The organism is Aquamicrobium ahrensii (genome assembly GCF_040545755.1).
GTDB lineage: Bacteria > Pseudomonadota > Alphaproteobacteria > Rhizobiales > Rhizobiaceae > Mesorhizobium > Mesorhizobium ahrensii.
Genome location: NZ_JBEPMN010000002.1, coordinates 209,622 through 230,828, shown reverse-complemented (window position 1 = coordinate 230,828; position 21,207 = coordinate 209,622). Strand labels below are relative to the sequence as shown.

General features: G+C 63.5%; 18 protein-coding genes. 11 read left to right on the top strand and 7 right to left on the bottom strand.

Annotated elements, in window-relative coordinates:
* The gene (locus tag ABID44_RS03960) at positions 1-1,386 is read left to right on the top strand and encodes a glutamine synthetase family protein (RefSeq protein ID WP_354150380.1); all 1,386 of its coding nucleotides are present in this window, start codon (positions 1-3) and stop codon (positions 1,384-1,386) included.
* A gap of 33 nt (positions 1,387-1,419) precedes the next feature.
* Here the strand turns inward: ABID44_RS03960 and ABID44_RS03955 are convergent, their stop codons facing one another.
* The 3 genes from ABID44_RS03955 to ABID44_RS03945 form a co-directional block, all read right to left on the bottom strand.
* A complete protein-coding gene (locus ABID44_RS03955; protein WP_354150379.1) occupies positions 1,420-2,682 on the bottom strand; it encodes a glycerate kinase type-2 family protein in 1,263 nt (420 codons plus the stop codon).
* Between the two features lie 65 nt (positions 2,683-2,747).
* Positions 2,748-4,061: a guanine deaminase gene (guaD, locus tag ABID44_RS03950; protein ID WP_354150378.1), complete on the bottom strand. Its 1,314-nt coding sequence runs from the start codon at positions 4,059-4,061 to the stop codon at positions 2,748-2,750.
* Positions 4,062-4,126: 65 nt separating this feature from the next.
* The gene (locus ABID44_RS03945; protein ID WP_354150377.1) at positions 4,127-5,347 is read right to left on the bottom strand and encodes a urate hydroxylase PuuD; all 1,221 of its coding nucleotides are present in this window, start codon (positions 5,345-5,347) and stop codon (positions 4,127-4,129) included.
* Between the two features lie 139 nt (positions 5,348-5,486).
* Between ABID44_RS03945 and ABID44_RS03940 the strand changes: the two genes are divergently transcribed.
* Together ABID44_RS03940 and dps are read left to right on the top strand one after the other, a co-directional pair.
* Positions 5,487-6,428 carry a LysR family transcriptional regulator gene (locus tag ABID44_RS03940; protein WP_354150376.1) on the top strand — a complete coding sequence of 314 codons (942 nt, stop codon included), beginning with the start codon at positions 5,487-5,489 and terminating at the stop codon, positions 6,426-6,428.
* A gap of 101 nt (positions 6,429-6,529) precedes the next feature.
* Positions 6,530-7,018, top strand: coding sequence for a DNA starvation/stationary phase protection protein Dps (dps, locus tag ABID44_RS03935; protein WP_354150375.1), 489 nt, complete (start codon positions 6,530-6,532; stop codon positions 7,016-7,018).
* A gap of 3 nt (positions 7,019-7,021) precedes the next feature.
* Here dps and xdhC read toward each other — a convergent pair whose 3' ends face one another.
* The 4 genes from xdhC to uraH all read right to left on the bottom strand — a co-directional run bounded on the left by xdhC (position 7,022) and on the right by uraH (position 12,242).
* Positions 7,022-7,906, bottom strand: coding sequence for a xanthine dehydrogenase accessory protein XdhC (gene xdhC / locus ABID44_RS03930; protein ID WP_354150374.1), 885 nt, complete (start codon positions 7,904-7,906; stop codon positions 7,022-7,024).
* An 81-nt stretch (positions 7,907-7,987) separates the two neighbouring features.
* Positions 7,988-10,342: a xanthine dehydrogenase molybdopterin binding subunit gene (xdhB, locus tag ABID44_RS03925; RefSeq protein ID WP_354150373.1), complete on the bottom strand. Its 2,355-nt coding sequence runs from the start codon at positions 10,340-10,342 to the stop codon at positions 7,988-7,990.
* A gap of 39 nt (positions 10,343-10,381) precedes the next feature.
* Positions 10,382-11,863 (bottom strand): xanthine dehydrogenase small subunit, encoded by a 1,482-nt coding sequence (gene xdhA, locus ABID44_RS03920; protein WP_354150372.1) that lies wholly within the window; start codon positions 11,861-11,863, stop codon positions 10,382-10,384.
* A 4-nt stretch (positions 11,864-11,867) separates the two neighbouring features.
* Positions 11,868-12,242, bottom strand: a complete 375-nt coding sequence (gene uraH, locus ABID44_RS03915) for a hydroxyisourate hydrolase (RefSeq protein WP_354150371.1) — start codon at positions 12,240-12,242, stop codon at positions 11,868-11,870.
* Positions 12,243-12,426: 184 nt separating this feature from the next.
* Here uraH and puuE point away from each other — a divergent pair, with 184 nt between their 5' ends.
* The 8 genes from puuE to ABID44_RS03875 all read left to right on the top strand — a co-directional run bounded on the left by puuE (position 12,427) and on the right by ABID44_RS03875 (position 21,196).
* Positions 12,427-13,860 carry an allantoinase PuuE gene (gene puuE / locus ABID44_RS03910; protein WP_354150370.1) on the top strand — a complete coding sequence of 478 codons (1,434 nt, stop codon included), beginning with the start codon at positions 12,427-12,429 and terminating at the stop codon, positions 13,858-13,860.
* Between the two features lie 9 nt (positions 13,861-13,869).
* Complete coding sequence (locus ABID44_RS03905; protein ID WP_354150369.1) at positions 13,870-14,724, top strand: bifunctional allantoicase/(S)-ureidoglycine aminohydrolase; 855 nt, start codon at positions 13,870-13,872, stop codon at positions 14,722-14,724.
* Complete coding sequence (locus ABID44_RS03900) at positions 14,721-15,230, top strand: ureidoglycolate lyase (RefSeq protein ID WP_354150368.1); 510 nt, start codon at positions 14,721-14,723, stop codon at positions 15,228-15,230. The genes ABID44_RS03905 and ABID44_RS03900 overlap by 4 nt, the downstream gene beginning before the upstream one ends.
* Positions 15,227-15,820, top strand: a complete 594-nt coding sequence (locus tag ABID44_RS03895; RefSeq protein WP_354150367.1) for a nucleoside deaminase — start codon at positions 15,227-15,229, stop codon at positions 15,818-15,820. Before ABID44_RS03900 ends, ABID44_RS03895 begins: the two co-directional genes overlap by 4 nt.
* 307 nt (positions 15,821-16,127) lie before the next feature.
* On the top strand, positions 16,128-17,720 hold the full coding sequence (locus ABID44_RS03890) for an ABC transporter substrate-binding protein (protein ID WP_354150366.1): 1,593 nt from the start codon (positions 16,128-16,130) through the stop codon (positions 17,718-17,720).
* 10 nt (positions 17,721-17,730) lie between these two features.
* Positions 17,731-18,693 carry an ABC transporter permease gene (locus ABID44_RS03885; RefSeq protein WP_354150365.1) on the top strand — a complete coding sequence of 321 codons (963 nt, stop codon included), beginning with the start codon at positions 17,731-17,733 and terminating at the stop codon, positions 18,691-18,693.
* A 9-nt stretch (positions 18,694-18,702) separates the two neighbouring features.
* Positions 18,703-19,533: an ABC transporter permease gene (locus ABID44_RS03880; RefSeq protein WP_354150364.1), complete on the top strand. Its 831-nt coding sequence runs from the start codon at positions 18,703-18,705 to the stop codon at positions 19,531-19,533.
* On the top strand, positions 19,526-21,196 hold the full coding sequence (locus tag ABID44_RS03875; protein WP_354150363.1) for an ABC transporter ATP-binding protein: 1,671 nt from the start codon (positions 19,526-19,528) through the stop codon (positions 21,194-21,196). The genes ABID44_RS03880 and ABID44_RS03875 overlap by 8 nt, the downstream gene beginning before the upstream one ends.
* Positions 21,197-21,207: the final 11 nt, after the last annotated feature.

Below are 21,207 nucleotides of genomic sequence, written 5' to 3'. Positions count from 1 at the left end.
ATGACCTCCCCTTCGGGCTCGACGCCCGGCGAAGCCCAGGCTTTTCTCGACGCTCATCCGGAGATCGAAGCCTTCGACATCGTGCTGACCGACGCCAACGGCGTCGGGCGTGGCAAGATCATCCGCCGCCATGAATTGACGGGCCTCTACCAGGGCGGCCGGCACATGCCGATTTCGATCCTCGGGCTCGACATCACCGGCGAGGACGTGCACGAGACCGGGCTGATCTGGGATTCAGGCGACGGCGACCTGCGCGCCTGGCCGATCCCCGGCACTCTCGTTCCGCTCCACGGCACCAGTCCGGCACGCGGACAGGTGCTGTTGGCCATGCACCACCTCGACGGCGCGCCGATGAGTTCGGACCCGCGCCACGCGCTGGCGCGGCAGGTGGCGAAGCTTGCCGAAAAGGGCCTGCATCCGGCCGGCGCATTCGAGCTGGAATTTTTCCTGCTCGCCAATGAGCGCGACACCGAGGGCAAGGTGCAACCGGCGGGAGCGGTGCTGGACGGCAGGCGCTCGGCCAAGACGGAGGTCTATTCCGTCGATCACCTGCACGGCATGGAGCCGTTGTTCTCGGATATTTACGCGGCGGCGAAGGAACAGGGCATACCTGCCGAAACCGTTATTTCGGAATACGCGCCCGGTCAGTACGAGCTTACGCTTAACTATCGCAAGGATGTGTTGCGCGCCGCCGACGATCTGGTGATGCTGAAGCGCATCGTGCGCGCACAGGCGCGCCGCCATGGCGTCACCGCCTGTTTCATGGCCAAGCCCATCGAACAATATGCAGGCTCCGGCATGCATCTGCATGTGTCGCTGCTCGACCGGGACGGACAGAACGCCTTTACCGAAACGCCCGGTGAGACGTTGTCGCTGCTGCTGCTCCATGCGCTGGGCGGGCTTGCCGCAACCATGGCCGAATCCATGCTGGTGTTTGCCCCTCACGCCAATTCCTGGCGGCGCTTCGTCTCGCAGTCCTATGCGCCGATAGCTCCGACATGGGGCGTCAACAACCGCTCGGTGGCCCTGCGCGTGCCGGCGGGAGACGCGAAAAACCGGCGCATCGAGCATCGTCCTTCCGGCGTCGACGCCAATCCCTATCTGGTCGCCGCCACCGTTCTGGCCGGCATCGCCAGAGGCATGGACGACGAACTCGATCCCGGACCCGAGACGACCGGCAACGGCTATGAGGCGGATAGTGGCGACAGCGCGATGCCGGCGGACTGGCGGGCGGCGATCGAGGCGGCCAAAGCGTCCGCGTTCCTGCGCGAGGCGTTGGGCACGGATCTGCACAACACCTTCTGCGCCATCAAGCAGGCCGAATATTTCCGCGTCGCGCGTACGGTGAACGAACTGGACTACCACCTCTATCTGCACGAGGTGTAGGCATAATATGTAAGTATTTGCTTACATAAAGCTTCAGCGCACCAATATGGCGCGCAGATCGTTGACATTGGTGCCGGTTGGGCCGGGCGCGAACAGATCGCCCACCGCATCGAACGCCGTCCAGGCATTATTGGCGGCCAGCAGGGCCCGCGCATCGACGCCAGACGCGCGCATGCGCTTAACGGTTTCGCCGTCGCAGAAAGCGCCGGCATTGTCCTCGGAGCCGTCGATGCCGTCAGTGTCGGCGGCCAGCGCCTGGATACCATCGAACCCATCGACGCCGAGCGCCAAGGACAGCAGGAACTCGGTGTTGCGGCCGCCCTTGCCCTTGGAGCGCAGCGTCACTGTCGTCTCGCCGCCTGACAAAAGCAGCACCGGCTTTTGAAAAGGCCGGTTGCGCGTCGCGATTTCGCGGGCGATGGCCGCGTGGACGGAGCCGACCTCGCGCGCCTCGCCCTCGATGGAATCGGACAGGATGACGGCCTCGACACCCTGCCTTTTCGCCTCCGCAGCGGCGGCTTCCAGCGAGACGGCGGCCGAGGCGATGAGCTTCACCTCGTTGCGGGCGAAACGCTCGTCGTTGGGGCGCGGCGCATCGGCTTCCGGCGAGTTGAGGTGCGCCATCACCGCCTCGGGCAGTTCGATGCCGTAAGTCTGGACAGCCTTCAGCGCATCGGCGCGGCTGGCCGCATCAGGAACGGTGGGACCGGAGGCAACCAGAGCGGGATTGTCGCCGGGAATGTCGGAGACGATGAGCGAGACGACGCGCGCCGGATGGGCCGCCGCCGCCAGCCGTCCGCCCTTGATGGCGGAGACATGCTTGCGGATGGCGTTCATGACCGAGATCGGCGCGCCGGAAGCGAGCAGCGCCTCGTTGACGGCGATCTCGTCCGCGAGCGTCAGTGAACCGGCCGGGGCCGGCAGCAGGGCCGAGCCGCCGCCGCAGACCAGCGCCACGACGAGATCGTCCTCGCTCAGCCCTTCCACTTGCCGCAGCAGGCGCTGCGCGGCTTGCAGGCCGGCCTCGTCCGGCACCGGATGAGCTGCCTCGATCACCTCGATGCGGGTCGTGGGCGCGCCATAGCCGTAGCGGGTGACCACAAGGCCTTCGAGCGGACCGTTCCAGACCTTTTCAAAGGCAGCCGCCATCTGGGCCGCCCCCTTGCCGGCGCCGACGACGACGGTGCGCCCTTTGGGCCGCTCCGGCAGGTGGCCGCTGATCGTGCGCTCCGGATCGGCGGCGGCGACGGCCGCTTCGAAGATCGACGTGAGAAACGGCTTCGGGTCCACGCTCACAGGCTCCTCCCCATTGACGCCGTTTCTTTGTACGGCCTGACTTGCGCCGTCAAGCCGCGTGACCTTCAGCCGCCCAGGATGCTCCTGGCGGGCTTTCCAGCTACGTAGACCTCGCGCACGGCGCGGTCGTCGCCCAGCGTCTGCAACAGGAAAAGCTCCTCGGCCAGCGACTTCACCGTTTCCATGCGCAGTTCCATGACGGAGGTGGCGCGGCTGTCCAGCACGATGATGTCGGCATCCGTGCCTTCATCCAGCGTACCCACCCGGTCGGCGATGGAAAGCGCTTCGGCGTTGCCGCGCGTGATCTGCCAGAAGGACTGGAACGGGTTCAGTTTCTCGCCCTGCAGGGCGATCACCTTGTAGCCCTCGTCCATGGTGCGCAGCATGGAATAGTTGGTGCCGCCGCCGACGTCGGTCGCGGCGGCGATGCGCAGGGGCTTCTCCCGGCGGCGATAGCGCTGGTAATCGAACAGCCCGGAGCCGAGGAACAGGTTGGATGTGGGGCAGAACACGGCCACCGAACCCATATCGGAAAGCGTGTCCGCCTCGCGCTCCGAAAGATGGATAGAGTGGCCGAGCAGCGTGCGCCGCCCCAGCAGACCGTATTGTGCATAAACGTCCGTATAGTCCTTCGCCTGGGGATAGAGTTCGCAGGTGTAGGCGATCTCGGCATGGTTTTCCGACAGATGCGTCTGGATGTGCAGATCCGGAAATTCCTTCGCCAGCGCGCCGGCCATCTCCATCTGTTCGGGCGTGGAGGTGATGGCGAAGCGCGGCGTGACGGCATAGTGCTGGCGGCCCTTGCCGTGCCATTCCGCGATCAGCGCCTTCGAATCGTCATACGCCGATTGCGGCGTGTCCGTGAGCGCATCCGGCGCATTGCGATCCATCATCACCTTGCCGGCGATGTTGAGCATGTTGCGATCGTGCGACTCGGCGAAAAACGCCTCGGCCGATTCCTTGTGCACCGAGCAATAGGCGGCGACCGTGGTGGTGCCGTGGCGGATCATCTCGTCAAGAAACAGCCGCGCGATGCGACGGCCATGCTGCGCGTTCAGGAATTTCGTTTCTTCCGGGAAGGTGTAGGTGTTGAGCCATTCCAGCAGTTCCGCCCCATAGGAGGCGATGACCTGCATTTGCGGGAAGTGCGCATGCGCGTCGATGAAGCCCGGCATCAGCAGATGCGGCCGGTGATCGACTTTTCTTGCGTCTTCGCCGGCTTTCGCCGCTACCTCCGTATAGGAGCCTGTGGCGACGATCCTGCCTTCCCGGACCAGCAGGCCGCCATCTTCCTCGTAGCGCCATGCGCCCTGATCGTCGATCGCTTCCGGCCAGCGCAGGAAAGTAAGCGTGCGGCCGCGCAGAAGGGTTTCGGTCATGGCAAATTCCCTGGCTTTACTTACTGAAGACGATCCGGCGCGTCTGTCCCGCCGGAAGGCTTACATCATTCGCGCCCGTCTTCGAACCAGGCGACGAGCAACTGGCGTTCCCGGTCCGTCATCTGGGTGACGTTGGCCGGCGGCATGGCATGGCTGCGGCCGGCCTGCAGATAGATTTCACGGGCATGGGAAGCAATGGCCTCGTCACTGTCCAGCTCCACGCCCTTCGGGGCATGATAGATGCCGTCATAGAACGGTTCGGCGGCATGACACATGGCGCAGCGCCCCATCACCGTGTCGCGAACGGCTGGAAAATGGGTCGAGGCGATGTAGACCTCGCCGGTTGCGGATGCCGCCTTCGGCTCGCCGGTCAGCACCTTCGGCACGGTCGACAGCCAGATGATGATGACGAACAGGATCGCGGCGACCAGCCATGTCCAGGTCGGGTTGCCCTTGCGGGCATGGCCGGTGTTGAAATAGTGGCGGATAAGCACGCCGATCAGGAACACCAGAGACGCGATCACCCAATTGTATTGCGTGGCGAACGCCAGCGGATAGTGGTTCGACAGCATCAGGAACAGCACAGGCAAGGTCAGGTAGTTGTTGTGCACCGACCGCTGCTTGGCGATCATGCCATATTTCGGGTCCGGCTTGCGGCCGGCGATAAGATCGGCCACCACGATCTTCTGGTTGGGAATGATGACCATGAAGACGTTGGCCGACATGATGGTGGCGGTGATGGCGCCCAGATGGAGGAAGGCGGCGCGGCCGGTGAACAGATGCGTCAGCCCCCAGGCGATGAACACCAGGACGATGTAAAGCACGATCATCAGGCCGGTGTCGCTCTTGCCGAGAGAGAACTTGCACAGATTGTCATAGAACAGCCAGCCGACGCCGATGGTGGCCAGCGAGATGGCGATGCCGACCGGCACCGAGACATCGAGCACGTTAGGGTCGATCAGGAAAAGGTCCGCGCCCGCATAGTAGACCACGCATAGCAGCGCGAAACCCGACAGCCACGTGGCGTAGCTCTCCCATTTGAACCATGTGAGATGCTCCGGCATCGCCGCCGGTGCGACCAGATATTTCTGGATATGGTAGAAACCGCCGCCGTGAACCTGCCACTCCTCGCCGAATGCGCCTTCAGGCAGGCCGGGACGCTGCCGCAGTCCAAGATCGAGCGCCACGAAATAAAAAGACGAACCGATCCAGGCGATTGCGGTGATGACGTGCAGCCAGCGCACGGCAAACGACAACCAATCCCAGAAAATCGCGAAATCCAGCATGCTCCACCCCTTTTCGGCAGAGAACGACTTTAAGGACTGGTTCCTGAACGAAAAGGGGCCAATGGCACGAGGACTTTCAAAAAAAAATGGAAAATACTATCGTCGTTTCACGCAGCTTCATGAAAGCCACGAAATCCGCATGGCCTATCTCGACAATATCGCCGTATTCGTCCGTGTCGTCGAACTTGGAAACCTTTCGGCGGCGGGGCGCGACATGCGCATTTCCCCGGCGGTCGCATCCAACCGGATCAAGGAGCTGGAAAAGCACCTCGGCGTGCGGCTGTTCAACCGCACCACGCGTCAGCTCATGCCGACCGAGCACGGCACCGTGTTCTACAATGGAGCCAAGCAGATTCTGGATGCGGTGAATGAAGCTGAAGCCGCAGTCACGGCTTTATCCGGCCAGCCGCGCGGCACAATCCGCGTCACCGCGCCGCTGGGGCTTGGCCGCCGGCTGATCGCCTCCGGCATACCGGAATTCCACGATAAGTACCCTGATATCGAAGTGCGCCTGCGCCTCTCCGACCACAATGTCGATATCCTCAAGGAAGGCATCGATGTCGCATTCCGGCTGGGGGTCATTGAGGATTCGTCGCTGCGCCTGCGCGGCATCATGGAATGCGAGCGGGTGCTGGTCGCCTCCCCGAATTATCTGGAGCGGCGCGGAGAGCCCGCCAGCATCGGCGAACTCATCGAGAAGAAGCACGATTGCCTGATGCTGCGCTATCCGGGCTCTCGCGAGTTCTACTGGATATTGCAGACGCCTTCAGGACCGCAGAAATTCGAGTTTCGCGGCCCTTATGACAGCGACGACGGCGATGTGCTGACGGAATGGGCGCTCGGCGGGCGGGGCATCGTCAACAAGCCCCGTTTCGAGGTGGAGCCTTATCTGCGCGACGGACGCCTGAGCGTGATCCTTGCGCAAACGCCGCCCGCTTCTGTGCAACTGGCCGCCGTCTATCCGCACAAGAAGCTGCAGGACCCCAAGGTGCGTCTGCTACTCGACTTCATGGCGGAGCGCTGCCAGCGGCTTATCCGCGAAGCTCTGGCTCAGCGGCCGGGGAATATGGCTGCCAAATAGCCGCAGGGTGCTTGAGGAACCGATTTCGCAGACGCACATTGTTGAATGAGGTGGCGTGGTTTCGCTGCGCCGCATCGATCAATCATGGAAGGGAGTCTCCAATGGCAACGATTCAGACCCGTAACGACCTGAAGTCCAACACTCGCGCCTCGTCCATCGAAGTTCTGAACGCGCGGCTGGCGGACGCCATCGATCTGGCGCTGATCACCAAACAGGCGCACTGGAACGTGAAGGGTCCTCTATTCATTGCCATTCACGAAATGCTCGACACTTTCCGCGCCGAACTGGACGGTCATGTCGACACCATCGCGGAACGCGCCGTTCAGCTCGGCGGAACCGCGCTCGGCACGTCGCAAATTGTCGCCAAGGAAAGTACGCTGAAAGCCTATCCGACCGACATCCACAAGACCAAGGATCATCTGGCGGCACTGATCGACGCCTATGCCGCAGCCGCGAAGAATGCGCGGGCCGCCATCGACGAGACGGACGAGGCCGGCGACGCCGATACGGCCGATATCTTCACCGGCTATTCGCGTTCGCTCGACAAGTTCCTGTGGTTCCTGGAAGCCCACACGCAGGAAAAGGAATAAGCCTTATCCATGCCTTGCCGGGAGGCCGCTCGCGGCCTTCCGGTTCGGGCGGGCGCGCACTTCCGCCGCATCTTCATGCGACGAGGCCAGCGCAGACATGATCTCTGCGGCGGCAAGCGCTGCGATCACCGCCGGGCGCTTGTCCCGCACGGCCTCTCCGCCGATGGGCGAGACGAGATGCAAAAACTCTTCTTCAGAGCCGCCGGCGACCTTCACAAACCAGCTCCGGAAGGTGGCCTTCTTGGTTTTTGAGCCGATCATGCCGACATAGGCCGCATCACGCCGCTTCAGGGCTTCGGCGACAATCAGAAAATCCAGCGCATGGTCATGGGTCAGAATGGCGAAAGCCGACCCGGCCGGCGCTGCGCGCACCACCTCTTCCGGCATTGGCGTCAACATCGTTCCGACACCGGGGGCCATGCCTTCCAGTTCGTTGGCGCGCGTCTCCACCACTATCGCCTGAACCGGCAGCAGGGCCAACGCCGCGGCCATCGCCTTGCCGACATGGCCTCCGCCGAAAATATAGAGATGCGGCAGCATCGCATCCTCCTGCTCGGCCTCACAGATCAGGGCCGCGGCCAGCGCGTCATCGCCAGGCCTGATCTCGACCTCGACGCGCCCGCCGCAGCACTGGCCGATTTCCGGCCCCAGCGGCACATCGAGCATGGTGGATGAATCACTCCGTCCGCCAAGAATCTGCCGGGCCTTGTCGATGGCCATATATTCGAGCTGGCCGCCCCCGATGGTGCCATATGTGGTCAGGGACGACACCAGCATCCACGTACCGGCTTCGCGCGGCGTGGAGCCTTTCGTGCCGGCCACCCTGACCAGCGCGAACCTGCCCGCGCCGGAAAGGAAGGATTTCAGGGTGTGAACGGTCGGGGCCACTTCATGCCTCCGCACATTTCCCGGTCCGACAAGGAGACAAATCTTTCATGCCCATAAGATAGGTTCCCAATGCGGCCTTCGCTACTTTGCGACCTGCGCCTTCAAGCGCTCCACGGCCATCAGCACCCGTTCCGGCGTGGCGGGCGCGTCGAGGCGCGGGCAAACCCTGTGACCGGCAACGCTGGCCACCGCATCCGACAGGGCATGCAGCACGGAAAGGCCCAGCGGCAGCGGCGGCTCGCCAACCGCCTTGGAACGGTGGATGGTGGGCTCATACGCCTCGGACCAGTCGGTCAGTTCCACGTTGAAGATCTTCGGGCGGTCGGAGGCCAGCGGTATCTTGTAGGTGGAGGGCGCGTGGGTGCGCAGGCGGCCCTTGTCGTCCCACCACAGTTCCTCGGTGGTCAGCCAGCCCATGCCCTGAATAAACCCGCCTTCGACCTGACCGATATCGATCGCCTTGTTCAGCGAGCGGCCGGTGTCGTGCAGAATATCGGTGCGCTCCACCACATATTCCCCGGTCAGCGTGTCGACCGACACTTCCGAGCAGGCGGCGCCATAGGCGTAATAATAGAAGGCGTGGCCGCGCCCCCTGGCGCGGTCCCAGTGGATTTTCGGCGTCTTGTAGAAGCCGGCCGCCGAAAGCTGGATGCGGTTCATATAGGCCTGACGCACCAGTTCGTTGAAGGGTATTTCCTCGTTGCCGACGCGCACCCGGTTGGGCAGGAACACCACCTGATCGCGCGGTATCTGATGCGTTTCGGCGGCGAAATCGATCAGGCGATCCTTGATCTGGCGCGCCGCATCCTGCGCCGCCATGCCGTTCAGATCCGCGCCGGACGAGGCGGCGGTGGGCGAGGTGTTGGGCACCTTGGCGGTCGTGGTGGCGGTGATCTTGACCCGATCGAGGTCGATCTGGAATTCCTCGGCCACCACCTGCGCCACCTTGAGATGCAGGCCCTGTCCCATCTCGGTGCCACCGTGGTTCATGTGCACGGACCCGTCGGTATAGACATGCACCAGCGCGCCGGCCTGGTTGGACTCGGTCTTGGTGAAGGAGATGCCGAATTTGACCGGCGTCAGCGCCAGACCGCGCTTGACCACCGGGCTGCCGGCATTGAATTCGGCAATCGCCTTGCGCCGTCCGGCATAGTCGGCGCTCTCCTCCAGTTCCGCCACGATGCGCTGGATGATGCAATCTTCCACCTTCTGGTGGTAGGGGGTGAGATTGCGTTCTCCCGCGACGCCCATCGCATCGTAGAAATTGAGCTTGCGGATTTCCAGCGGGTCCTTGCCCGTAGCGAAAGCCACCTCGTCGATGACGCGCTCCGCGCCGACCATGCCCTGCGGCCCGCCGAATCCCCGGAACGCGGTGTTCGACACGGTGTTGGTGTAGAGTGGTGCGGATTTCGCATGCACATGCGGGAAGAAATAGGCGTTGTCGCAATGAAACAGCGCGCGGTCGCCCACCGGGCCTGACAGGTCTGCGGAAAAACCGGCGCGTAGCGCAAAGGTGTAGTCGATGCCGAGAATGCGGCCTTCCTCGTCGAAGCCGACATCGTAGTCGATGGCGAAGTCGTGCCGCTTGCCCGTCGCGGTCATATCCTCGTCGCGGTCGAGACGCAGCTTGACGGCGCGCTTCAGTTTCTTGGCCGAGATCGCGGCCAGCACCGCGCACTGGTTGGCCTGCGTTTCCTTGCCCCCGAAGCCGCCGCCCATGCGGCGCACCTCGACCGCGACAGAGTGGCTCGGCACGCCGAGCGCGTGGGCGATCATATGCTGGGTCTCGCTCGGGCCCTGCGTGGAGCAATAGACGAGAACGTCCTCGTCCTCGCCGGGAATGGCCAGCGACACCTGGCCCTCAAGATAGAAATGGTCCTGCCCGCCAAGGCGCATGCGCCCCTTCACCCGGCGCGGCGCTTCCGTCAGCGCGGTAGCCGCATCGCCGCGTTTCAGCGTCAGCGGCGTGGTCACCTGCCTGTGCGTCTCGACATCGAGGTCCCAGATGTCGATGACCGCCGGCTGCTCCTCATATTCGATCTTCGCCAGCCTTGCGGCGCGGCGCGCCTGCTCGCGCGTCTCGGCGACGACGCAGAAAACCGGCTGTCCGTGGAATTCGACCTTGCCATCCGCGAGCACCGGATCGTCATTCATGCCGCTTGGCGAAATATCGTTGACGCCGGGCACGTCCTCATGGGTGAGCACATCGACCACGCCGGGCGCAGCCCGCACGGCCGAGAGGTCCATCGACCTGATGACGCCATGGGCGACATTCGCGAGGCCGAGGCCGGCATGAAGCGTGCCGGCCGGCTCCACCATATCGTCTATATAGATCGCCGCGCCGGTGACATGCTTGTGCGCGGAATCGTGACGTGGCGAGGCGTGGACGCCACCGACGATCTTCTCGGCCTTGAGGTCTGATGCGTGTTTCGTCATCGATCTTGCCTCCCCGGCGCGCAAGCGCCGTGCGCCGGCTCAAGCCGCCGCTGTATATCTCGACACATGCGCCGAAACCTTGGCCCCGGATGTTTCCAGATGGAAGCGGCGCAGCAGGTTTTTCGCCGCCAGCATACGGTATTCCGCCGTGGCGCGCATGTCGGTCAGGGGTGTAAAGTCCTGCTCATAGGCGGGAATCGCCGCTTCAATGGTCGCCTGCGTCCACGGCTTTCCGGTCAACGCGGCCTCGACCGCGTTCGCCCGTTTCGGCGTCGCCGCCATGCCGCCATAGGCGATGCGCATCGCCTTCACCGCGCCGTCGGCGGCGAGTTCGAGATGGAACGCGCCGAGCGTTGCGGTGATGTCTTCCTCGCGGCGCTTGGAAATCTTGTGAACGGCATAGTGAACGCCCTCGCCCGGCGCCGGGACATGCACGGCCTCGACGAACTCGCCGGGCTGGCGGTCCTGCTTGCCATAGGCGATGAAGAACTCCTCCAGCGGGATCGTGCGCCTGGCTGCGCCCTTGCGCAGGGTGAGCGTGCCGCCCAGCGCGATCAGCGCAGGCGGCATGTCGCCGATCGGCGAGCCGTTGGCGATGTTGCCGCCGATGGTGCCCATATTGCGCACCTGCTCACCGCCGATGCGGGAAATCAGCGCGCCGAGCGCGGGAATGCGCCGCGACAGGAAATCGAAAGCCTCATTGTAGGTGACGCCCGCACCGATGGTGACGACGCCGCCTTCCTCCCGCGTCGAACGCAATTCCTCCACACCGCCGACAAATACGGCCGGCGAGATGTTGCGCATCATCTTGGTGACCCACAGGCCGACATCGGTCGAGCCGGCCACCACGGTCGCCTTCGGCTCCGCCTCCAATATGGCGGCGAGGTCATCGACATCGGCCGGCACGATGAACCGTTCCCCATCCTCGCCGACCTCGACGCGGGAACCGTCGTCCATGGCAGCAAGCCGCTCCAGTATCGACTTGCGCTCCAACGCCAACGGATCTTCGGCAGCCCCGCCATAGGACGAAATGGCGCGCGCGGAACGGATGATCGCCTCATAGCCGGTGCAGCGGCACAGATTGCCCTGAAGCGATTTCTCGATCTCGTAATCGGACGGGTTCGGCGAGCGCATCCACAAACCGTAGAGCGACATGACAAAACCCGGCGTGCAGAAGCCGCATTGCGAGCCGTGAAAATCGACCATCGCCTGCTGCACCGGATGCAGCCCGCCCTCGTTCCGCGCCAGATGCTCGACCGTCACCACATGGCAGCAATCCAGCGAGCCCATGAAGCGGATGCAGGCGTTGACGCCCTCATAAACCAAGTCGCCGCCAACCCGCTTGCCAACCAGAACGGTGCAGGCCCCGCAGTCGCCCTCGGCGCAACCTTCTTTCGTGCCGCGCAGGTTGCGCGACAGGCGCAGCCAATCGAGCAGCGTCTGGTCGGGCGCGGCCGAGGTCAGCACCACATCGCGATCGTTCAGAATGAAGCGTAGCTCGTTGCGTATTGCTGCGACCATCGCTTTAGCTCCCCCGATAGGTGGAGTATCCGTAGGGCGATATCAGTAAAGGCACGTGATAGTGCTTCGGTTCCGCCATGCCGAAACGGATGGGCACGATATCGAGGAAGGCCGGCTCCGGCAGCGCCGCACCCTGCCCGCGCAGATAGTCGCCGGCCGCGAACACCAGCTCATATTCGCCGGCGCGGAATTCATCACCCGCCAGCAGCGGCGCGTCGCAACGGCCGTCCGAATTGGTGACGGCGCGCTTGAGCGCTATCCGGTCGCCGCCCTCGATGCGAAACAACTCTATGGACAGTCCCGCGGCGGGTTTCCCCGATGCCGTATCGAGCACATGCGTGGTCAGACGGCCACCGGCCGCCTCTGCCTTTGCTCCCACTTGATCGCCTCCCGTTCAAGGTACGCCAGAATTGCAGCGTTTGATTGTGCGCCATTTAAGAGCGTGGCATAAGCCCCGCAGCAGGGCGGAGGCACAAAAACACTTTCAAATTTTTTGGGGGGAATGCCAATCTTTCCCTTTGGATAATCTGGGATCGTAATCACCTGCCTGGAGATTGTCGAACATGCGTTATCTGCGTGACATGCGCGGCTATGGAGCCAATCCGCCGGATGCAGCCTGGCCGGGTGGCGCGCATGTGGCGGTGCAGTTCGTGGTCAACTACGAGGAAGGCGGCGAAAACTGCATCCTTCACGGCGACAAGGCGTCCGAGGCGTTCCTGTCCGAGGTGGCCGGCGCGGCGCCGTGGCCAGGCAAGCGCCACTGGAACATGGAGTCCATCTACGAATATGGCGCCCGCGCCGGCTTCTGGCGTCTGCACCGGCTGTTCAGCGAAGCGAATGTGCCGGTCACCGTCTATGGCGTCGCTTCGGCGCTTGCGCGTTCGCCGGACCAGGTCGCCGCCATGCAGGCGGCCGACTGGGAAATCGCCACGCACGGACTGCGCTGGATCGACTATCGCGATCATGAGGAAGAGGCCGAGCGCGCCGATCTCGTCGAGGCGATCCGGCTGCATACGGAAGTGGTGGGCGAGCGGCCGCAGGGCATGTATCTTGGACGCACCTCGGTCTGGTCGGTTCGCCTGGCCGCAGCCGAAGGCGGCTTCGACTACATCTCCGACACCTATGACGACGACCTGCCCTACTGGCTCGACCATGACGGCCATGGCAACGCCATCCCGCCACAACTGGTCATCCCCTACACGCTGGACGCCAACGACATGCGCTTCGCCATTCAGGCAGGCTTCACCGAGGGCGAACAATTCTTCACCTACCTGAAGGACACCTTCGACACGCTTTATGACGAAGGCAAGGGTGGCCACGCCAAGATGATGTCGATCGGCCTGCATTGCCGCCTGATCGGCCGTCCGGGCCGCGTGGCGGCGCTCAAGCGCTTCATCGACTATGTGAAAAGCCACGACAAGGTGTGGCTGCCGCGCCGCATCGACATCGCCCGGCACTGGAAGGAACACCACCCTTACAAGGCGCCGGCGCTGCGCCCCTCACGGATGGACCAAGCGAGCTTCGTCGAGGCCTTCGGCGGCATCTTCGAGCATTCGCCATGGATCGCCGAGCGCGCTTTCGGGCTGGAACTGGGCCCGGCTCATGACAGCGCCGGCGGGCTGCACAACGCGCTGTGCCGCGCCTTCCGCTCCGCAACAGACGCCGAACGGCTGAGCGTGCTCACCGCCCACCCCGATCTTGCCGGCAAGCTGGCGCAGGCCAGACGCCTGACGCCGGAATCGACCGTCGAGCAGGCTTCCGCCGGCCTCGACGCCCTGACCGACGTCGAGCGTGAAACCTTCACGCGGCTCAACGCCGCCTATGTGGAGAAGTTCGGCTTCCCCTTCATCATCGCGGTCAAGGACAACACCAAAGCAACCATCCTCGACGCCTTCCGCAAGCGCATCGACAGCGACCGCGACACCGAGTTCGCAACGGCCTGCCGTCAGGTGGAGCGTATCGCCCGGCTTCGCCTCCAGGACCTCCTGCCTCTCTAGGACTTCAGAATGGATATGACCGCCATGCCAGCACGCACCTATTATGCACCGCAGGGCGGCCTGCCGCCCCAGAGCGACCTGATCACCGACCGCGCCGTGTTCACCGACGCCTATGCGGTGATCCCGCGCCGGGAGTTCACCGACATCGTCGCCTCCTACCTCCCGTTCTGGGACAAGACCCGGCTGTGGGTGATCGCCCGTCCGCTCTCCGGTTTCGCCGAGACCTTCTCGCAATACATCATGGAAGTGCAGCCGGGCGGCGGCAGCGACCGGCCCGAGCCCGACGCCGACGCGGAAGGCGTGCTGTTCGTGGTCGAGGGCGAGATCAGCGTGACGATGGACGGCGTAAACCATCGCCTCACCCCGGGCGGCTACGCCTTCCTGCCGCCGGCAAGCGGCTGGACCCTGCGGAACGACGGCCAGCAAACGGCCCGCTTCCACTGGATTCGCAAGGCCTACGAATTCGTCGACGGCATCGAACCGCCCGATGCGATCTTCACCAACGAGAACGATATCGAACCGACCGCCATGCCCGATACGGACGGCAAATGGGCAACCACCCGCTTCGTCGATCCGGTGGATATCCGCCACGACATGCATGTCACGATCGTCACGTTCAAGCCTGGCGGCATCATCCCCTTCCCGGAAACCCACGTCATGGAGCACGGGCTCTATGTTCTGGAAGGCAAGGCGGTCTACCGTCTCAACCAGGACTGGGTCGAGGTGGAAGCCGGCGACTACATGTGGCTGCGCGCCTTCTGTCCGCAGGCCTGCTATGCGGGCGGCGGCGGCGATTTCCGCTATCTCCTCTACAAAGACGTGAACCGGCATGCGGCGCTGGGCGGCTTCGGGAGACAGGGATGAACGCCGCCATCGTCGCCCGACCGCTGACGCGCGCCAGCTTCGCGGATTTTGGCGACGTCATCGACACCGATTGCGACACCCATTATCCGATCAATGGAGGCAAGTGCGAACGCTATCATGATCTCGCCAGGGTGGAGGCAGCCGGACCGAACGGCCGGGTGCTGATCTCGATCTTTTGCGGCACCCCTTACGAATTCCCCCTCGGCCTCTCCATGGTCGAGCGCCATCCGTTCGGCAGCCAGGCCTTCATGCCGCTGTCGCCGCGCCCCTTCATGGTGGTGGTCTGCCCGGACGGGCCGGACGGCCCCGGCACGCCGCAAGCCTTCGTCACCGCGCCCGGACAGGGCGTGAACTACCATCGTAATGTCTGGCACGGCGTCCTGACCCCTGTCGGCGAACCGCAAAGCTTCATAGTGGTCGATCGCGGGGGCGACGGCTCCAACCTTGAGGAGTTCCACTTCTCACACCCATACGAGATTCGGCTGCCGGAGGGATTTCAGGCATGAGCGACGTTTCCCTGATCGACCGCCTTCTAGACGTCATCGAAAACGACATCGTTCCGAAGACGGCAGAAGGGGTGTCGAAGGGAAACAAGCTTTTCGGCGCGGCGCTGCTGCGCAAGGCCGACCGGTCGCTGGTGCTGGCCGAAACCAACAATGAAATCGAAAATCCGTTGTGGCACGGAGAGATGCACTGCCTGAAACGCTTCTACGAAATGCCGAAGGCCGAGCGCGTCGATACGCAGGACGCGATCTTTCTTTCCACGCACGAGCCCTGTTCGCTGTGCCTGTCGGCCATCACCTGGGCCGGCTTCGACAACTTCTACTACCTCTTCAGCCACGAGGATTCGCGCGACAGCTTCGCCATCCCGCATGACCTGAAAATTCTCAAGGAGGTCTTCACGCTGGAACCGGGCGGCTACAATACCGAGAACGCCTATTGGAAAAGTTTTTCAATTCGCAAACTGGCGCGCGCAGCGCCGCAGGGAGAGCGGGAACGGCTGGAAAAGCGCATTTCGGCGATTTCCTCCCGCTATGAGGCGCTGTCCGCCACCTATCAGGCGGGGAAGAATCGAAACGATATCCCGTTGAATTAACAACTTTTCTGTTTGCGACATTTCGAAGCGTCGCCTTCCGGACGAAAGCACGAAGGCTCTTTGAATAAACCGTTATTTTCAGGCCTCAAACCCGCCTGAGCCAACGACTCTTGTCCATTTGCGACATCTTCTGCGCAGTCCCATTGCGGCCCCATGACGCCGGGTTAATCCAGTTGCGGCATGCAAATTACGCCAGCGTATGTCGCATACAGTCCGGTTACGGGTTGACCCAGACCGCATTATTCATCGTAATTGAAAAAATAAAAACGGCCACAGGGTCGAACCACAGAGTGAGGGAGCTCTAGAAATGTCAGGCGAACTGGATTTTTTAAGCCGTGCCGTTGCCACGGGCAAACTTAGCCGGCGTGATTTCCTCGGCCGCGCCGCGGCGCTCGGCGTCAGCGCGGCGCTGGCGAACACCATGCTTTCAGGCGCCGCGCGCGCGCAGACGCCGCAAAAAGGCGGCGCCCTCAAGATGGGCCTTGTCGGGGGCGAATCCACCAACAGCCTCGACCCGGCCCAGTTCCTGACCCAGGTGCCGCAGAACTTCGGCTCCACCTGGGGCGAATTGCTGGTGGTCCAGTCACCGGAAGACGGCAGCGCCCAGCCCGTGCTGGCGGAATCCTGGGACGCCTCCGACGACGCCTCCGAATGGTCGTTCAAGATCCGCAAGGGCGTCACCTTCCACAACGGCAAGGACCTCACGCCCGAAGACGTCGCACAGACCATCCGCCGCCACTCTGACGAAAACACCAAGTCGGCCGCGCTCGGCGTGCTGGGCGACATCGACGAGGTTGTGGTCGATGGCGAGAATGTCGTCTTCAAGCTCAAGCGCGGCAATGCGGACCTGCCGCTGCTGCTGACCGACTACCACCTGATCATCCAGCCCAATGGCGGCTATGACGACCCGACCGCCGGTATCGGCACCGGCCCCTACAAGGTGGAGGTGAACGAGCCCGGCGTGCGCCACATGGCGGTGAAGTATGACGGCTACTGGAACGACGATATCGGCCATGTCGGCTCCGTCGAGGTGATCGTCATGAACGACACCACCGCCCGCATGGCGGCGCTGCAATCCGGCCAGGTCCACATCATCAACCGCGTGGAGCCGAAGACGGTCGCCCTGCTCAAGCGCTCGCCCGGCGTGGTGGTTGTCAACGTGCCCTCCAAGGGCCACTACATCTTCCCGATGTTCTGCAACACCGCGCCCTTCGACAATGCGGACCTGCGCCTGGCGCTCAAGCTCGCCATCGACCGCGAGCAGATGGTGCAGCAGATCATGCAGGGCTACGCCTCGATCGGTAACGACTTCCCGATCTCCAAGAGCTACGCCCTCTATCCCGATGGCATAGAACAGCGGACCTACGATCCCGACCAGGCCAAGTTCCACTTCGAGAAATCCGGCCATAGCGGGCCGATCCTGCTGCGCACGTCGGACGTCGCCTTCCCCGGCGCGGTCGACGCCGCCCAGCTCTTCCAGCAGAGCGCGGCGAAGGCCGGCATCCAGATCCAGGTGCAGCGCGAGCCGGGCGACGGCTACTGGACCGAAGTGTGGAACAAGCAGCCTTTCTGCGCCTCCTACTGGGGCGGTCGTCCGACCCAGGATTCCATGTACTCGACCGCCTACATCACCGGCGCCGACTGGAACGACACACGCTTCTTCAACGAGAAATTCGACAAGATCATCCTCGATGCGCGCGCCGAACTGGACAGCGCCAAACGCACGGAGATGTATCGCGATGCGGCCATGATCGTGCGTGACGACGGCGGCCTCATCCTGCCCATGTTCAACGACTTCATCGACGCCCATCGCGAGGAAGTGCAGGGCTGGGTGCTCGATCCGAACCACGAAACCTCCAATCTAAGGGCAGCCACGCGCGTCTGGCTGAAACAGGCATGAGACGCGCCTGATGGGAAGTGCGCTTATCTTGCGGCTGATCGCCCAGCGTCTCGCGCTGGGCGTTCTCCTCCTTCTCGCCGTCTCGGTGCTGATCTTCGCCGGCACCCAGATCCTTCCGGGTGACGTGGCGCAATCGATCCTAGGTCAGGCGGCCACGCCTCAGGCCCTGGAAAATCTAAGACGCGAGCTTGGCCTCAACGACCCGGCCTATATCCGCTATTTCCGCTGGCTGGGCGGGGTTCTCACCGGCGATTTCGGCACCGCGCTCTCCAACCGGCGCGACATTGCCGACGCCCTCGGCGGCAGGCTCCTGAACACCCTGTTTCTCGCCGGCTGCGCGGCGGTGATTGCGGTTCCGCTCGCCATTCTGCTAGGTCTGCTCGCCGTTCGCTATCGAAACGGCTTCATCGACAAGGCGATCTCGGGTTTCGCGCTGGCCTCCACCTCTTTGCCGGAGTTCTTCATCGGTTACCTGCTGATCCTTTTCTTCGCCGTCGAGTTGCAGTGGTTCCCGGCCAGTTCGACCGTCTTCGACACCATGTCGTTCGGCGCGCGCCTGCAGGCCATCGCCCTGCCCGCGCTCACGCTCACGCTGGTGGTGCTGGCGCACATGATGCGCATGACCCGCGCTGCGATCCTCAACGTCATGCAGTCCGCCTATATCGAGACGGCGGAACTGAAGGGGCTTTCGGCCTTCGACGTCATCCGCAGGCACGCAATGCCGAACGCGGTGGCGCCTATCGTCAACGTGGTGATGCTCAACCTCGCCTACCTCATCGTCGGGGTCGTCGTCGTGGAGGTGATCTTCGTCTATCCGGGCATGGGCCAGTATCTGGTCGACCATGTCTCCAAGCGCGACGTACCGGTGGTGCAGGCCGTGGGCCTGATCTTCGCCGCCGTCTATATCGGCCTCAACATGATCGCGGACATCGTGGCCATTCTGGCCAATCCCCGCCTCAGGCATCCGAAGTGAGGGCCGCGCGTGCTTGACATCAAACGCATTCCGCTGAGCGCCCTGATCGGCCTTTTGCTGACGGCGCTGTTCCTGTTCGCGGCCCTGTTCGCGCCATGGATCGCCCCCTACGGCAACGGCGAGATCGTGGGCGACGTGTGGGGCCCGATCTCGGCCACGCATCTGCTCGGCACCGACAATCTCGGCCGCGACCTGCTCTCGCGCATGATCTACGGGGCGCGCATCACGATGTTCATCGCGGTGGCGGCCACCGCGCTCTCCTTCATCCTCGGCTCGGTGCTGGGTTTCACCGCAGCGGTGATAGGCGGATGGCTCGACCAGACCATGTCGCGCTTCGTCGACCTTCTGATGTCGATCCCGACCCTGATCTTCGCGCTGGTGGTGCTCTCGGTCCTGCCGTCGACGCTGGTCACGCTCATCCTCGTCATGGGTATCCTCGACGCCACCCGCGTCTATCGGCTCGCGCGCGCGGTGGCTGTCGATATCAACGTCATGGACTTCGTGGAAGCCGCAAAGCTTCGCGGCGAGGGCCGTTCCTGGATCATCTTCCGCGAAATTCTGCCCAATGCGCTGTCGCCGCTGGTGGCGGAGCTTGGCCTGCGCTTCATCTTCGCAGTGCTGTTCCTGTCGGCGCTCTCTTTCCTGGGCCTCGGCGTGCAACCGCCGGACGCCGACTGGGGCGGCATGGTCAAGGAAAACAAGGACGGCATCGTGTTCGGCATCCCGGCGGCGCTGATCCCGGCCGGCGCCATCGCGCTGCTGGCGATCTCGGTGAACCTGGTGGCCGACTGGGTGCTGAACCGAACCTCCGACCTGAAGGGAGGTCGCGGCAATGGCTGAACAGGCACACACGAAAGCGGGTGAAACCGGCAAGGGCGCATTGCTCGATATCCGCAACCTGCGCATCGAGGCCACCGTCTATCCGCCGGGCGAAGACCCGACGAACGTTGTGATCGTCGATGATGTTTCGCTGACGGTGGAGCGCGGCAAGGTGCTGGGCCTGATCGGCGAATCGGGCGCCGGCAAATCGACCATCGGCCTTTCGTCGATGGCCTATGGCCGGGGCGGCGTGCGGATCACCGGTGGCGAAGTCATTCTCAACGGCCGCGACATCCTGAAAGACGAGCGGGGCTTGCGCAAGCTGCGCGGCAAGGAGGTCTGCTACGTCGCGCAATCGGCGGCGGCGGCCTTCAATCCGGCTCACAAGCTGATGCGACAGGTGGTCGAGGCCACGCTCCAACATGGCGTGTCGAGCCGCGAAGAGGCCGAGAAACGAGCCGTCGACCTGTTCCGCCAGCTAAGCCTGCCCGACCCGGAGAACATCGGCGACCGTTACCCGCATCAGGTCTCCGGCGGGCAGTTGCAGCGCGTGATGACGGCGATGGCGCTGTGCTCGAAACCCGACCTCATCATCTTCGACGAGCCGACAACGGCGCTCGACGTCACCACCCAGATCGATGTTCTGGCGGCGATCAAGAAGGCGATACAGGACACCGGTGTGGCTGCGCTCTATATCACCCACGACCTCGCCGTCGTGGCGCAGGTGTCCGACGACATCATGGTGCTGCGCCATGGCAAGACGGTGGAATGGGGCGACACGCGCCAGATCATCGAGCAGCCCAGGCAGGACTACACCAAGGCCCTGGTTTCCGTTCACGCCATCGACCACGAGGAACATGTCCCGACGCCGACGCCGATCCTCACGGTCGACAACGTCACCGCATCCTATGGCGATGGCCGGGTCAAGGTTCTCAAGAACGTCAGCGTCGAGATCCATCCCGGGCAGACGCTCGCCGTTGTGGGCGAATCCGGCTCCGGAAAATCCACGCTGGCGCGCGTCATCACGGGCCTGCTGCCGCCCGAGACGGGTTCCACCACTTTCGACGGCCGTACGCTCGCCAAACGGCTGGCGGACCGGCCCAAGGAAGATCTTCGCCAACTCCAGATGATCTACCAGATGGCGGACGTCGCCATGAACCCACGCCAGACGGTCGGCACCATCATCGGGCGACCGCTGGAGTTCTATTTCGGCATGCATGGCGCGGAGCGCAACCGGCGCGTGGCCGAATTGCTCGACAAGATCGAGATGGGCAAGGGCTTTGCAGACCGCTATCCGGCAGAGCTTTCCGGCGGCCAGAAGCAGCGCGTCTGCATCGCCCGCGCGCTGGCGGCGAAGCCGAAGCTCATCATCTGCGACGAGGTGACATCGGCGCTCGATCCGCTGGTGGCGCACGGTATTCTGAAGCTGCTGCTCGATCTTCAGGCCGAGGAAGACGTCGCCTACCTGTTCATCACCCATGATCTCGCGACGGTGAGGGCCATCGCAGACTCCATCGCTGTGATGTATCGCGGCGAACTGGTGCGCTATGGACCAAAGAGCGAGGTGCTGTCTCCGCCTTTCGACGCCTATACGGACCTTTTGCTGTCATCCGTTCCCGAGATGGAAATCGGCTGGCTCGAAAAGGCGATTTCCAACAGGCGCATGGAGGCGGCCGGGAACTGAGTTCCGGCCCC